Annotated in this window: 9 protein-coding genes; all 9 read right to left on the bottom strand. The window is 62.7% G+C overall.

What is annotated here, in order from left to right; genetic code table 11:
- Positions 1–314 precede the first annotated feature (314 nt).
- Positions 315–2,039: a caspase family protein gene (locus ACW9UO_RS14960; protein WP_457086570.1), complete on the bottom strand. Its 1,725-nt coding sequence runs from the start codon at positions 2,037–2,039 to the stop codon at positions 315–317.
- Positions 2,040–2,048: 9 nt separating this feature from the next.
- On the bottom strand, positions 2,049–3,752 hold the full coding sequence (locus ACW9UO_RS14955; protein WP_457086569.1) for a caspase family protein: 1,704 nt from the start codon (positions 3,750–3,752) through the stop codon (positions 2,049–2,051).
- Between the two features lie 6 nt (positions 3,753–3,758).
- Positions 3,759–5,402, bottom strand: a complete 1,644-nt coding sequence (locus tag ACW9UO_RS14950) for a caspase family protein (protein ID WP_457086568.1) — start codon at positions 5,400–5,402, stop codon at positions 3,759–3,761.
- Positions 5,386–6,615 (bottom strand): OmpA family protein, encoded by a 1,230-nt coding sequence (locus ACW9UO_RS14945; RefSeq protein WP_457086567.1) that lies wholly within the window; start codon positions 6,613–6,615, stop codon positions 5,386–5,388. Before ACW9UO_RS14945 ends, ACW9UO_RS14950 begins: the two co-directional genes overlap by 17 nt.
- 14 nt (positions 6,616–6,629) lie before the next feature.
- Positions 6,630–10,256, bottom strand: a complete 3,627-nt coding sequence (locus ACW9UO_RS14940) for a c-type cytochrome (protein WP_457086566.1) — start codon at positions 10,254–10,256, stop codon at positions 6,630–6,632.
- 12 nt (positions 10,257–10,268) lie between these two features.
- Positions 10,269–11,552 (bottom strand): ferredoxin reductase family protein, encoded by a 1,284-nt coding sequence (locus tag ACW9UO_RS14935; protein WP_457086565.1) that lies wholly within the window; start codon positions 11,550–11,552, stop codon positions 10,269–10,271.
- A 145-nt stretch (positions 11,553–11,697) separates the two neighbouring features.
- Positions 11,698–12,501: a metal ABC transporter permease gene (locus tag ACW9UO_RS14930; protein WP_457086564.1), complete on the bottom strand. Its 804-nt coding sequence runs from the start codon at positions 12,499–12,501 to the stop codon at positions 11,698–11,700.
- Positions 12,498–13,259 carry an ATP-binding cassette domain-containing protein gene (locus ACW9UO_RS14925; RefSeq protein WP_457086563.1) on the bottom strand — a complete coding sequence of 254 codons (762 nt, stop codon included), beginning with the start codon at positions 13,257–13,259 and terminating at the stop codon, positions 12,498–12,500. Before ACW9UO_RS14925 ends, ACW9UO_RS14930 begins: the two co-directional genes overlap by 4 nt.
- The gene (locus ACW9UO_RS14920) at positions 13,259–13,738 is read right to left on the bottom strand and encodes a transcriptional repressor (RefSeq protein WP_457088670.1); all 480 of its coding nucleotides are present in this window, start codon (positions 13,736–13,738) and stop codon (positions 13,259–13,261) included. The genes ACW9UO_RS14925 and ACW9UO_RS14920 overlap by 1 nt, the downstream gene beginning before the upstream one ends.
- Positions 13,739–13,838 lie beyond the last annotated feature (100 nt).

Raw genomic sequence — 13,838 nt, 5'->3', positions numbered from 1 at the left:
AAACAAGCCAAGTGTTGCGCAATCGCACCGACTCTCAGGCTCAAAGCAGGAGTGGTACGTTTGGCCGCAGGCGACGCGCACCGTGTTTGGGCGGGAAAGGCGCTGGATCGGGTTGGCGCGCGGGCGGGCTTGGCGGGCCGATTCTCTCAGCCGCGGCGGCGTCGCCACGCGCCGCAATCGGCCCTCAACACCGCCTTGGCAGCAACCGCCCTGCCCCGCGCGACAGCGTGCCAAGCGCCACGGCACGCGCAAATCACCGGCCTTTCACCGGCCTCTCAACGTCCTTGGCCCCGCTCGGCCCGCCACTGCCGGTCTTACCGGGCCGGGCGATAGCCCTGCGCGGTCTGGAGCAAGCGACCATAGGCCCACCCGGACACGTTCTGCCACTGCACAGAACACCAGCGGTATCGGTAGTTCGACTTGACCTGGCAATCCGAAACAACAACCCCGGTGGCGTTATACGGCAGCTCCGCGACAACACCGTATTCGTCGCCGTATTTCGATTTCCCCGGCCCCGAGCGCAGGTTGAGCGTGTCATTAGAGGCAACATCCACCACGGAATAGCTGCCCGCATAAGCAGAGCTCGGATGGCCGCCTTGCGATTGCTTGAGGTATTTGCGGCCAAAGGCGTAGCCCTTGGTGCAGCCATACGTCACCTGACACCAGCCGTTGCTGCCACAGCTTTGCACCCGCACGCCGTTGGCGTTGAACGGCAACTCTCCGATGGCCTTGAACTTGCTGCCCGCGCCCGAGCGGACAAACAAGGTGTCGTCGGTGGGGATCGCCGTCACCGACCATTGGCCATTCAGCGGCACACAGGAATATTGCGAACTGGGCGGCGTGACGGGTGGCGTAACAGGCGGCGAAACGGGCGGCTGGAACGGCGGATCTTCCTTGGGCGGTTCAGGGTCGGCCGGGGGGCGCTGATAGGTCGCCAGTTTCTCTTTGGCGAGATCGGCAAAACGGCCCTCGGGAAAGACAATCAGATAGGTGCGATAGCCGTCTTCGTTGTCTTGCGCCAGGATACGCTCCCAATAGTCGCGGTCGGCCATCTCAAGCAAAAGCTTGCGCGCATCCGCCGCTTTGGGATGGTCGGGATAGCGGGAAATAAAGGTCTCGAGGTCGGCCTTGTTGCCGCTGCTGACGGCATTGAGGTAGACAAGAAACGGATCTTCGGTCAGCGGCGGGCGGGTCACGGTGCCCGGATCGGGCGTCGGGACAACCGGCACCACGCCGCCTCCCTCGGGCAGCGCCACAAGATAGATCTCTTCGTCGGGCAGTTGCGTGCGCTCGATCGGCACCTGCCGTCCGCCAGTGGTTTGGCGCACCTGCGCGCGCACCTTGCGTAGCATCCGCCCCACCTCAAGCCCCGGCTCATCAAGCACCGCCAAAAGCGCGTCGGTGTAGGGGCTGTGCATGCCGTCGCCGTCATCGGCGGTGCTGCCCGCCTCGGCGGCAAAGCTCACCACCAGCCCGCTTTCGCCCTCAAGCGACACCGGCGCCAGCCCACGGCGCAGCGAACGTGTGCCACTGTTGCGGTTCATCGACGAGGCAAAGGGATTGTCGCGGCAGGCATCGATCATCACCATGCCCAGCTTGCCCGCCTGACGCACCGCCGTCAGCATCGCATCCAGTTTGATCGCCTCAAAAACCGCTGTCGCCTCTGATCGCATCTGCGCATCGACCGGGATCATATAGTTGCTGCCCGACATCTCGATCCCGTGACCGGCATAAAACACCAGCGCCAGATCGGCCCGCAGCGCCTTTTCGGTGAACTCGCCCAGCGCGATGCGAAACCCCTGGCCGGTCAGATCTTCGCGCAGCATGACCTCAAAGCCCATGGCGCCCAGCTTTTCGGCCACGGCGCGGGCGTCATTGGCCGGGTTGGCCAGCGGGGTGGTGTTGGCATAAGCCGCATTACCGATCACCAAAGCGATGCGGTTTTGGTCTTGCGCCTGTGTCTGCGTCGAAAACCCGGACCACAGCAAAAGCGTGAGCCCGAAAAACAGGCGGGCGGCGAGGCTGGGAAAACGAGACATCGGTTGCTCCTATCTGGCCAACGCGCTCATGCGGTCGGCCGTCGTTTTGGCCACACAAAGCGCAACATCGCTCTGCCGGCCGCATTGGGTTTCGCGCTGGCGGATCCAGTCGCCCTGCGACCGGGCGGCCGAGGTATTGCGGCTTTTGGCGCTTTTATAGAGGGTCAACAGCAGGTGATCCTGACGGCCCAGCACATCGCTGCCACAGATCGCGCGTTCAACATTGGTGCCGGCCTTGGCGCAGTTGAAACCGGGGCTGATGTTGCCCGACAGCCGCCCGGCGCGCAGCCCGTTGATCCGGTCGCCCGAAATCGTGCCGACACAGTCCACCACCTGCCAGCCAACGCCATTGCAGGCGGCGCCGCGCTGTTGCACCCAACTGCGCTGGTTGGACTGGCTGACCCAGCCGTTGTTGCGCGCGGTTTGATAGGCGGCCAACAGGTCATTATCCTGCTGCGCCAGCCCGGCGCTGGAACAGATCGCCCGCTCAACTGAGGTCGTCGCCCGCCCGCAATCAAAGCTGGGCGACACATCGCCCCGTGTCGAAGGCGCTGCCGGCTGTGTCACCACAGGCTGGCTGACGACTGGCTGGGTAACAACAGGCTGGGTGACGACTGGCGCTGTGGCCTTCGGCGGTTCGGTCAGGGCCGCGATCCGCTCGGACGCGCGATCAACATACTGGCCGTCGGAAAACGCGATCAGATAGCGGCGATAGGCCTGCACCGTATCCTCGGCCACGATCTGCGCCCAAAAGGCATCATCCTGTAGCATCGCAATCAGGTTGCGGGCGTCTTTGGTGCGGGGGTGATCGGGGTAGCGGCTGACAAAATCATTCAGCGGCTCAAGCTCTCCGCTGGCCACCGCCTCAAGATAGATCACCATCGGGTCGCGCGCGACCGGGCCACGCGGGGGGGCGACAGGCTGCACCACGGGCTGGGCCTCGGGCGCGGCACCGTCAGGCACAAAATAGATCGCCTTGTCGGGCAATTGCATCCGCTCTACCGGCACCTGCTGGCCCTTGGTCGTTTCACGCACCTGCGCGCGGACCCGGCGAAACAGCCGCCCCACCTCAAGCCCCGGCTCATCGATCACCTTGAGCAGCGCGGCGGTATAGGGGCTGTTGGTGCCATCGCCATCGGCCGCCGTACTGCCCTCTTGCGCGGCAAAGCTAACGACAAGCCCCTGCTCGCCCTCAACATTCACCGGCGCCAAGCCGCGCGACAGCGACCGGGTGCCGCTGTTGCGCTGCATCTTGCTGGCAAAGGGATTGTCGCGGCAGGCATCGAGCATCACGATGCCCAGCGACCCCGCAAGCCGCACCGCCGAGATCACATCATCCAGCGCCAGCGCCTCGAATTGCGCGGTCGCCTCTGAACGCATCTCGGCATCCACCGGGATCAGGTAATTGCGCCCGCTCATCTCGATCCCGTGGCCAGCATAGAACACCAGCGCCAGATCGGCCCGCAGCGCGGCCTCGGTAAACGCACCCAAGGCGCGGCGCATCCCTTGCCCATCAAGGTTCTCATGCGCCATCACCTCAAACCCCATGCCCTTAAGCTTGTCCGTCAGGGCGCGGGCGTCGTTCATCGGGTTCACCAGACGCGGCGTATTGGCATAGTCGGAATTGCCGATCACCAGCGCCACGCGGGTTTCAGCCGTGGCCAGCGTGGCACTCATCCCACAAACCCACAGGACAATGAGCAGTCGTAACATGGCGCCCTAACCTCCCTCGGTATACAGACCGATGATCCCGGTCTGGCATGTGCCACGGTTCAAAACCGATGGCAGGGTGTCGTCATCGGGCACCGTCTTGCCATCGAACTGCGCCAGCATCCGGCGCAGATCAAGCGGCGGACGGGTGCAAAAGATCGCCACCAGCTGATCGGCCCCGGTGGGTTCGGTCACGCGGAATCGCACCGGAAAGCCGCCCTGCCCCACCGGATCATCCCCCGAGGGATTGAGCGGGTGAAGATATTGCAGCGTGCCGTTGCTCGCGACGTTGAACAGCGTGATATAGCCCATGTCGGGGCTGGGCGGCGCGAACTTATAGCTGACAATCGCGCCCACGGGGTTAAGCGTATGATCCTGCCCGGCGGTCAGCCCGATGCCGGGGATATTGGCCTTTTTCGACCCCCGGATATGGCGCAGCGCCTTGGTGCGGGCCACCAGCCGCCAGGCATCTTCGCCCGCGATGGTGGTGATCCGATCGCCGGTGTGGTTGTAAACATCCCAGCGCCCGCCGCCCAGATCCTCGAACAGCAATTCGGGCGAAACGTCGACGGCGAAAAAGCTGCCCTGTGTCAGCCCCGGCGGCGGCGTGCCTTCAAATTTCACCGTTACCGTGCCCGGCGGCGGGTCTTCGCGTTTGGGCACCGTGGGCGGTGGCGGCGGCGGTGGGTCGTTGAACGACAGCACCGTGCGGCTGTCACCGCGCGGAAGGATACGCGGCTGCTGGCTTTGGTTCATATGCGCGAACACCCGATCTTCGAGGAATTCGGCAATCTCGGCGCGGGTCATGGCGCCGTCTTTGTTGGTGTCGGCCGCGCCAGTGATCGCCTCGGCAAAGAACCACGACAGCGCGCCATGCTGTTTGCCATCAATCCGGGTTTCCGTCACCAGCCGCTCCTCGCTCGCGGTGGCAAGGATCTGCGTCACATGCGGCAGGCCTTCGCTACCGTCGTCGCCCACCTCCGCAATGATCTCATCTTCCAGCGGCACGATCCCGGCATCCCAGACGCCGCCGTTGCGGGTCAGCCCAATCGCGCCGGGTTTGACCTTGCGGGTCAGCCCGGCAGAGTGGCAACTGTCCATCACCCAGATCACGTTAAAGGCCGCAGCCTCGTTCAGCACCTCGCGCAATTGGTCATCGTTCAACCGGCCCCTGCGCGGGTTTTCCGGGTCGAACTCAAAGAACATGATGGTTTCGTCCTTTTGGTCCGTCACCTCGTCAAAGGGTTCCGAGACCTCATGTTCCTGCCCGCCGTGGCCCGAAAAGGTCACAATCAACGTATCGCCCGGCGTTGCCCCGGCCATCATCGCGCGCCATGATTTCAGGAAGTTTTCCACCGTAGCATTGCTGTCGGTGAGAAAGCGGCTTTCGGGCAGATCGATGTTGACCGAACGCATCGCCCCGGCGATCCGATTGGCGTCATTCACCGCGCCCTGAAGATCGGAGAGCTCGCCCGGCGGGGCGGGAAAGGGCTGAAACGCGCGGTAATCGTCGATCCCGACCACCATGCCGAATTGCGCAGCCCAGGCCGCCGGAGCAGCGGCCAGGGTAAGGGTCAGGGCGCAGGCCGCAGTACTGGCCGCAGCACTGGCCGCAGAACAGACCGTAGAGCGGAGGCTATTTGTGCAAGACAAGCTCCACCCTCCGGGCAATCGCCTGCCGCTCCGCAATCGAATAGATATAGGGATCGGACAATCTTGGTGGCGCGCGTTCGCCTTTGCCATCCACATGGATGTAGGTGTAGGCGTCATAGGTGGTAAGGTAATGGGTCAGATAATCGCGCACCGCCTGCGCGCGGCGGAACGACAGATCAAGGTTATACCCGTCTGATCCGCGTTCATCGGTGTGGCCGACAAGGGTGACTTCGGTGATCTTGTTGGCCTTGAGGAAGGCCCCGATATAGTCGGCCTCATAGCGCCCCTTGTCATCAAGCCGGTCGGAATCGGTGGCGAACTTGATTGGCAAAAACACGGTTGTCACCGCTTTGGCGGCCCCATCGGCCACGGCGTAATCTTCCTTTTTGCCACCGGCATAGGGGTCTTCGTAAACCACCTCTTTTTTCGGCGGCACATAGGCGTCATCCGGCTTTTTCGGCTCGACATACACCTCCACCTTCTTCGGCGGCTCTACATAGACCTCGTCCTTTTTCGGTGGCTCTACGTAGACCTCCTCCTTTTTCGGAGGATCAACATAGACCTCTTCCTCCTTTTTGGGCGGCGCGACGTAAACATCGTCGACCTTGGCCACCTCGTCTTTGTAGTCCTCATTCACCGGGTCGCCGTAAGCCTCGATGGCGATGCCGCGCTTGGCGGCCTTGAGCACGCCACTGGGCGATCCGCCGCGTGTTACCGTGCCGTCAAGCGTGCCCGCGAGCATGATGTTTTCTTGCGCCAATTGCGCCAGACGTTCGGCGATGGGCACAAGATTGGCGCTGGGCGGCGTCAGCGACGGATCGGTGATCGTGTCCAACGCAGCGTTGTAAAGCTGGGCCGCTTCGGCGCGATCCCCGCGTTTGGCGGCAATGTCGCCCCGCACCGCCTGAACCGCCCAATGCAGCCCCGGCGCGCGCGCCAGTATCGCCTCGGCCGAGGCGATATCATCCTGCGAGACAAAGCGCCCGGCCCGCCCGGCCAACACCCCCGAGGCCTGCGCCATCGCCCGCCGCACCGTGGCGTCGTTGCAATCGCCCCCCGCGCGCAGCGAAGACACCGCGCCAAGGATATCCTCAACGCTTCCAGCGGCATAGGTGGCGCGCAGATCGGTAAGCCTGTCTGCACAGGCGGCCAAAGCCGCACCAGGAAGCCCTGCGCCAATCAGGACGGCGGCGTAAAGTGTTGTGCGTAACATCTCTGCATCCTTCCTTATTTGTAGACGTCAAAGGTGACGTGGTTGGTGGCGCTCTGCCCATCGTCCTCGGCCACGATCTTGGCGGATTCGATGGAAATCCCACGGGTCAGCGGCTGGAAATGCGACTTGGCATAGTCCTTGGCCCCCTCGGCGCTCATCTTCTTGTCGCCCAAGCCGCCACTGCGGCAAAAGGCCAGCATGGTCTCGCCCGAGCCCGGCGTATCAAAGCGGATTTGCAGGTCCGATCCGTCGTAAGGGATCTTGCGCCGCTCACCGGCCTCCATGAAAGTCGGCCCAAGCAGCTGCGGCGGCATTTCTTCGATGTTCTTGCTTTCCTCGACATAGAACACCTGCAACTCGCAGCGTTTGTTGACCTCGATTTCGAACTCCAGCAGGTCGTTGACGTAGTACTGATTGCGGTCAACATGGATCGCGAGGGTCAGCTTGTCATGATCCGGCTCATAACTTGGCGGCGCGTAATCCACCGGCTCTTTGACCGCGGGTTCATAAACCTCTTCCTTGGCAACATAGACCTCAACCGCCTTTTCAACCTTCTCCTCATAGACCTCAGGCGCAACATAGACCGGCTCGTGTTTCACGGCCTCATAGCTGCTGCCTTTGGCACGATAGGCGCGCAGATCGGTGATCCGTTCAAGGATATCGCCGTAGTATTTCTCAACCTCGGACCGCTGGATCTTGCCACCGGCATCCAGCCGCGAAATCCAGTCGCCGACGATAAACGTCAGCGTCGGGTCGCCCATGCGGCGGGCGCGGGTGCGGAACTCATCCTCATCCAGATAAAAGTCCCGCGCCAGTTGCGGCATTTCAAGCGCGTGGAAATGCGTGTCCGCCATATAGGTGACAAGCTCGGCCCCCCCCGCCGACATCGGCGCACGCAGGCTGGCCACTTCGCCGCCCGCCGTCATATCGGTGGCGTTCATCTGGCGCATGGCCGACAAGAAGGTGGCGCGGTCCTTGCTGTAATACTCGCTGAGCTCGTCGTTCTCGACATACATCTCAAGCAAAACTTCCAGCTCATCGCGTGAGAACCGTTGCGATGACAGCATCGCGTCGCGCATCTCGTCTTTCTTCTCGATCATGCCATTGTCATGGCAATCAAAGCAGGACCGGGCATTGACGATCTCGACCCCCTTGCCGATCGGCTTGGTGCGGAACGATACGATCGACGCCGGACCCACAAGCAGACGCTCGCCCAGGTTGGTGGACAGGTAATAGCCCTGCATGCCATTGCGCAGCGAAAAGATCATCTCGCCGCCGTCATGTTCGAACGGCGCGGTCTGCGACGGCACATAGGGCAATTCGCGCGGGCCATCGGGGTGCAGTTCCAGCGATTGTTCGCCAGAGTCACCGGCGAAATCGTAGGATTTCCAATAGTATCCGCCACGCGGCAGGTCAAAGCGTTCCAGCATCCGGTTGTGATCGGACACCCCCGAAGACCCCGGCAGCATGCCGGCGCGGATCATCCGCAGGCCTTCGATTTCGCGGTCAACGTCGATGCCAAGCCGCTCTTCCATATCGCGAATGTCACCGGTCAGATTAAGCAGCACATCGTAGTACGGCGACTGCGAGGCAAAGCGCGACACCCAATCGGCGCGCATGATCGGCACATAGGCCCCGGTGGCGTCAGACACGGTTTGCAGCAGCGGATCGTATTGCGGATCAATGCCATAGGGATAGACAACGGCCAGATCCTCCCAGGCGTCGCGGCCAAAATCGGCATCCGCCGCCTCTTGGGTAAAGACACCGGTCGAAAGGGTCAGCCAGTCGTCAAAGCTCCAGTCGTAATCGCGCAGATCGATGCGCACCACGGCGCCTTCGGTGTTGGGCACCGGCGTCACCGTCACGATGCGCGGGCCGTTCGAGAGCGAATTGATCAGCTTGTTAAAGCCCGCGTGCAGGTAGTGCATCGGGTTGCGCATCGCACCGGCGTCGTTGCAATCAATCTTGGCCAGCGGCATTTCCGAAAAGGTGAAGTAGCGCACATATTGCCGGTCACGCTCATCAACGCTGGCGATGTCATTGGCGATGGCCAACATGCGTTGCTGGCGCGAGAACCCGGCAAACAGCGGCGCGGGCAGCTCTTCACGCGGCGCTTGGGCCACGGGCGCAGGTGCCGGCGCTGCCGGTGCCGGGGTGGATTCGGCCACAACAGGGGCGTCAACCGGCGCATCAGGCTCGGCCAACGCGTTGATCCAGTCGCGCAGCACGCCCAACTGATCGGAGTTCATCTTCAGGCCCTTGGGCATGGTGCCCTTGGCGATAGAGGAATACAGCGGCGAGGCTTCGGGGTCGCCGGGTGTGAGGATGCGTTTGTCGAACTTCATGTCGGCAATGTCGCCGGTGGGAAAGACGCTGAAAAAGCTTTTGCCCGGCGCGTGGCAGGCGCGGCAATAGTCCTCGATCAACTGATCGGCAGCGCTCACCAAAGCCGGGTCAATGCCAGCCTTGGCCGGAGCGGTCGCGATTTTGGGCGCAGCCACGGGCGCTGCGGCGCGGGCGGGCGGGACCTCGGCCATCACCGGCTCGGTCGATTGGCAATAGGCGTCCACCCGCTTGACCAGCCGGTCGGCCTCGGTGAAATCGGGCACCACCTGTTGGCGCGGCTCCGAAGGGGCGGTGCGGGTGTCGGCCTCGGCCAGAATGATCGGCGTGTCCTCGATGATGGGGGTAAAGCCACCGCCAGAATCGCTGCCCGTCTCGCCACCGGTCTCACCACTGCCTGCGGCCACGGTTTCAACCTGCGGCAAGGTGCTTACGTCAACCGATTTGCCCGACAGATAGGCAAAGATCGCGGTGCGATCCTCAACCCCGAGGTTCTGCGTCTGCCGCGCGATCCGGCGCATCGAAGGCGAGGTCATCGGGTTGCCGTTCAGCTTGGTCGCCTCGGTCAAGGCGCCCACAACAAAGGCCACCGGCTCGACATTGGCCAACCGGGAAGCGCTGATATCGGGGGCATATTCGCCCAACAGCCCAAACTCGCCCTGATAGGCACGCGCGGTATCAGGCTTTTCGCCCAGGGTGCCGCCGCGCGGGGTGTGGCATTCGCCGCAATGGCCCACCGCTTCGACAAGGTACTGACCCCGCGCCATTTGCGCATCGGCCAGCGTGGGCAAAGGCTCGCGGTAGCGGTTCCAGTATTTCAGCACCGTCTGGCTGACCAGGCTGACGTTATGATCGCGCGATTTCGCGTCCGACAGCGGCAAGGTCGCCATATACGCCTTCATATCCAGCGCATCTTCAGGCTTCATCAGCGAATAGGCGGGGTACGGAAAGACCGCGCCAAAATAGCTTTCGCCCTCGGGTGTCAGCCCCCGCAACACGGCATTGAGGAAGGTGGCGTTGCTCCACTCGCCAATCCCGTCGGCGTTGTGATGGGTGATGTTGGGCGTATAAAGATCGCCAAATTTCGTTGCCATCGACTGGCCGCCCGCCAAAAGCGTGTCATCGCCATCCACCCCGTGACAGGTGGCGCAACCCGCGGCGTAATAGATGGTTTTGCCATTTTCCGCGTCGGCGGAATAATCGCTATAGGCCCCTTCGGCAAAGGGTTCAGCATCTTGTGCAAAGGCGGCAGTGGCAAAAACGCCAAGGACGAGGCCGAAAGTGAGAGGAAGTCTCATGTCATTGTCCTTTCAACGGAACTCAAATTCTTCAAAATGGACAGAAGCCGGGTATTTCCCGAGGGTCTTCAGCCCTGATAACAAAGCGCTGCGCATGGGGGCCGGTCCGCAAAACCAAAATCCGGCCTTGGTGAGATCAAATGAGACCTTGTCGGCCAGCACCTGTGCGGTCAGGCGACCGTCGGTTTTGCTGACATGCAGGTCCAGCTCAAATCCGCTACATCGTCGCTCAGCAGCACGGAGTCGGTCAAGCCCCACGGCCTCTTCCGGCGCGTTGACGCAATACACCAGCTTGATGGTGCGCGGCTCATCGGCGCTCAGGCTGTCGGCAAAGGCTAGAAACGGCGTGATACCGATGCCGCCCGCGACCCAAAGCTGTTCCTTGGGGCCTTTGGCATAATTGAACCGGCCATAGCCGCCCTCAACCGTCATCTTGTCGCCCACCTTGACCACGTCGCGCAGGCGTTTGGTGTAATCGCCCAAGCCCCGGATCGAAAACTGCACCTCACCGTCCGGCCCGGTGCCGGAAATGGTAAACGGATGCGGTTCACGCAGGCCCAACCGCTTGATCGAGATCACCGCAAAGGCACCGGGTTTGGGGCGCACACCGCGCCCGCGTGGCTTGGCATCGATGATCGTCGCGGCAGGGTGATGTTCGACCGATGTGATGTCATAAGGCCGGCGGCGATACACCGCGAGAAGCTGGCTGTAGAGAAAGCTGAGCACCCCCAGAATGGCCATGAAATTAAGGTATTGCGCCGCCATCGCCGTGAGGTTGAACGGCACTTTGACAAAGAACTGATGCGCCACCAAAGCCATGAACAGCAGCCCCAGCACCCGATGCGACCAGCGCCACAGGTCATAGGGCACAAGATCGCGGTTTAGAGCGCGAAACCGGCGGGTGATCTTGTCAGGCAGCCGCTTGAAAAAGCTGACAAGCAGCAGGCCAATCAGCACCGGATAGACAAATTCGGCAATGTCGACAGCGGTCTTGGCGATGCCCGAGGCGACGATCTGACCATCAAGGTCCATGCCGACGCCTTCATGAAACAGCACAAATCCGAGCACCGAAATGCCGGTCCATTTGTGCACCTGATAGAGCCGATCCAACCCGCCGGCCAAAGCCTCGATCCCGCGCGGGCGGGTGGCGAGAAACAGGTTGATCGCCATCAGGCTAAAGGCGCTGGCCCCCGCCGACAGCGCCGCAACGCTTTGCAGGCTGGCATTGCCGGCGGCAAAGACAATCAATGCGGTGGGGGCGGCGACGCCGGTTAGAAAGACGAGAAAATAAAACATATTTGGGCGCGTGCTCCGTGGCAGCGGGAAAAATCCTTACCCCACGGTCGCGCGCTGGCCGTCGTTGAGTCAACGGAAATGACGCCCGATGGCCAAAAACGTCTGGAAATCCATACCTTTGGTCCCGGCCCCACCCCCGCGCCAGTCAGGTATTCCTGCCCCGCACCATGGCCACCGCCAGACTGGCCACGAACAGCAGCGCAGCGGTGCAGACAATTGTCGGCCCGGTGGGGGAATCGAGGATCAGCGCCAATTGCACCCCGCCCAGCACCGCGCCGACCCCCACCATCGCGGCAATCGCCGCCATGCCTTCGGGCGTGGATGACAGCGGTCGTGCCGCCGCCGAGGGGATGATCAGCATCGCCGCAATCAGCAGCACGCCAACCACCTTGATTGCCACCGCCACCACCAGCGCCAAGGCCAGCGTCAACACGATCTGTTCGCGTCGCGGATCAATGCCCGCCGCCCAGGCCAGCTCATCACTCAGCGTCGCGGTCAACAGCGCCTGCCAACGCCAAAGCATCAGCCCAATCACCAGCGCCGCCCCGCCCCAGATCACCGCAAGGTCGCCGCGACCCACCGCGAGGATATCGCCAAACAGATACGACATCAGGTCGATGCGCACGCCATCCAGCAACGACACCGCCACCAGCCCAAAGGCCAGCGAAGAATGCGCCAGCACGCCCAGCATGGTATCAACGGCAAAGCCACGCCCCGACAAGGCGGTCACAACCGTTGCCATCAACAGCGCCACCACCAGCGCGCCGATGAACGGCGACACCGAGAAAGCCAGCGCCAAAGCCACCCCAAGGATCGAGGCATGCGCCGTGGCATCGCCAAAATACGCCATCCGCCGCCAGACCACGAAACAGCCCAAAGGCGCCGCCGCCAAAGCCACGCCAAGGCCCGCCAAAACCGCGCGCACCAGAAAATCGTCAAGCAAGCTCATTGCGCCGCCTCATGTACATCATCGTGCCCGTGGTCATGATTGCAGCCCGCGTCATGGGCGTGGTCATGTTCATGCCGGTACAGCGCCAGCGCCCCACCGGTGCCCGACCCAAACAGCGCGCGGTATTCCGGGGCCGAGGCCACCACCTCGGGGCGGCCCTCGCAGCAAACATGACCGTTGAGGCAAATCACCCGGTCAGACGCGCTCATCACCACATGCAGCTCATGGCTGACCTGCACCACGGCACAGCCGATCTCGGCCCGCACCTCTTCGATCCGACGGTAAAACGCCGCCGATCCGCGCTGATCCAGCCCTTGCGTCGCCTCGTCGAGCAACAACAGATGCGGCGTGTTCAGGATGGCGCGCGCCAGCAGCACCCGCTGCATTTGCCCGCCCGACAGCCGCGCCATCTGGCGGTTGCCAAGGTCCGACACCCCGGCGCGCTCCAGCGCAATCTCGCGGTCCTTGCGCGTCGCGCCATGCGGCAGCGACAGGAACCGATCCACCGGCAAGGGCAGCGTCGGATCGATATGCAGCTTTTGCGGCACATAACCAACGCGCAGCCCGGTTTCCCGGATGATCCGGCCCGAAAACGGCTTCACCGCGCCAATCATCGCCCGCAAAAGCGTCGACTTGCCCGAACCGTTCGGCCCCACCACAGTGACAATCTCGCCAGCCTCGACCGCGAAATCCACGTCGCGCAGCGCCGGAAGCACCCCGTGGCGGATGCTCACCCCTTGCATCGACAAAAGCGCCATCAGCGCACGTCCTCGCGGCAATTCGGGCACAGGCCCTCGGCCTCGATCACCGCGCGCTCGACCGCGAACCCCGCCTCTTGCGCCAATTCGCGCAGCAGCGCCATCGCCGGGCGCGCACGGGTTTCGGCCACCGCATCGCAGGACCGGCAAATCAGGAACGCGGGCGCATGGTCGGCCCCGGGATGCACACAGCCGACAAAGGCATTCAGCCGCTCGATCTTATGCGCAAACCCATGTTTCACAAGGAATTCCAGCGCGCGATAAATCACCGGCGGTTGCGAGCCGAAGCCCTCTTTGCCCAGCACCTCAAGCAGGTCATAGGCCCCCATCGCCCGGTGTTCGGTCAGCAAAATCTCAAGCGTGCGCCGCCGCACCGGGGTAAATTGCAGCCCACGCGCGGCGCAATACTCATCCGCCGCCGTCACACCGCCCGACATGCAATTGTCGTGATCGTGGGTCTCAAAGCCAAGCGATTGCATTCCGGTTTCCTCGCGCAGGGGCACTGCGATTTCACGCAGAGTCATTTTCCGACTTGATACGTTATAACATGGCATGTATCAAGCGGCGACTGTTATAAGG

This window comes from Marinovum sedimenti (assembly GCF_054052205.1).
This window is presented reverse-complemented; position numbering and strand designations above follow the sequence as displayed.

Excerpts from the sequence above, each read along its gene's own strand:
- ACW9UO_RS14960 (WP_457086570.1), bottom strand. The coding sequence starts at position 2,039 with ATGTCTCGTTTTCCCAGCCTCGCCGCCCGCCTGTTTTTCGGGCTCACG.
- ACW9UO_RS14955 (WP_457086569.1), bottom strand. The coding sequence starts at position 3,752 with ATGTTACGACTGCTCATTGTCCTGTGGGTTTGTGGGATGAGTGCCACG.
- ACW9UO_RS14945 (WP_457086567.1), bottom strand. The coding sequence starts at position 6,615 with ATGTTACGCACAACACTTTACGCCGCCGTCCTGATTGGCGCAGGGCTT.
- ACW9UO_RS14940 (WP_457086566.1), bottom strand. The coding sequence starts at position 10,256 with ATGAGACTTCCTCTCACTTTCGGCCTCGTCCTTGGCGTTTTTGCCACT.
- ACW9UO_RS14935 (WP_457086565.1), bottom strand. The coding sequence starts at position 11,552 with ATGTTTTATTTTCTCGTCTTTCTAACCGGCGTCGCCGCCCCCACCGCA.
- ACW9UO_RS14930 (WP_457086564.1), bottom strand. The coding sequence starts at position 12,501 with ATGAGCTTGCTTGACGATTTTCTGGTGCGCGCGGTTTTGGCGGGCCTT.
- ACW9UO_RS14925 (WP_457086563.1), bottom strand. The coding sequence starts at position 13,259 with ATGGCGCTTTTGTCGATGCAAGGGGTGAGCATCCGCCACGGGGTGCTT.
- ACW9UO_RS14920 (WP_457088670.1), bottom strand. The coding sequence starts at position 13,738 with ATGCAATCGCTTGGCTTTGAGACCCACGATCACGACAATTGCATGTCG.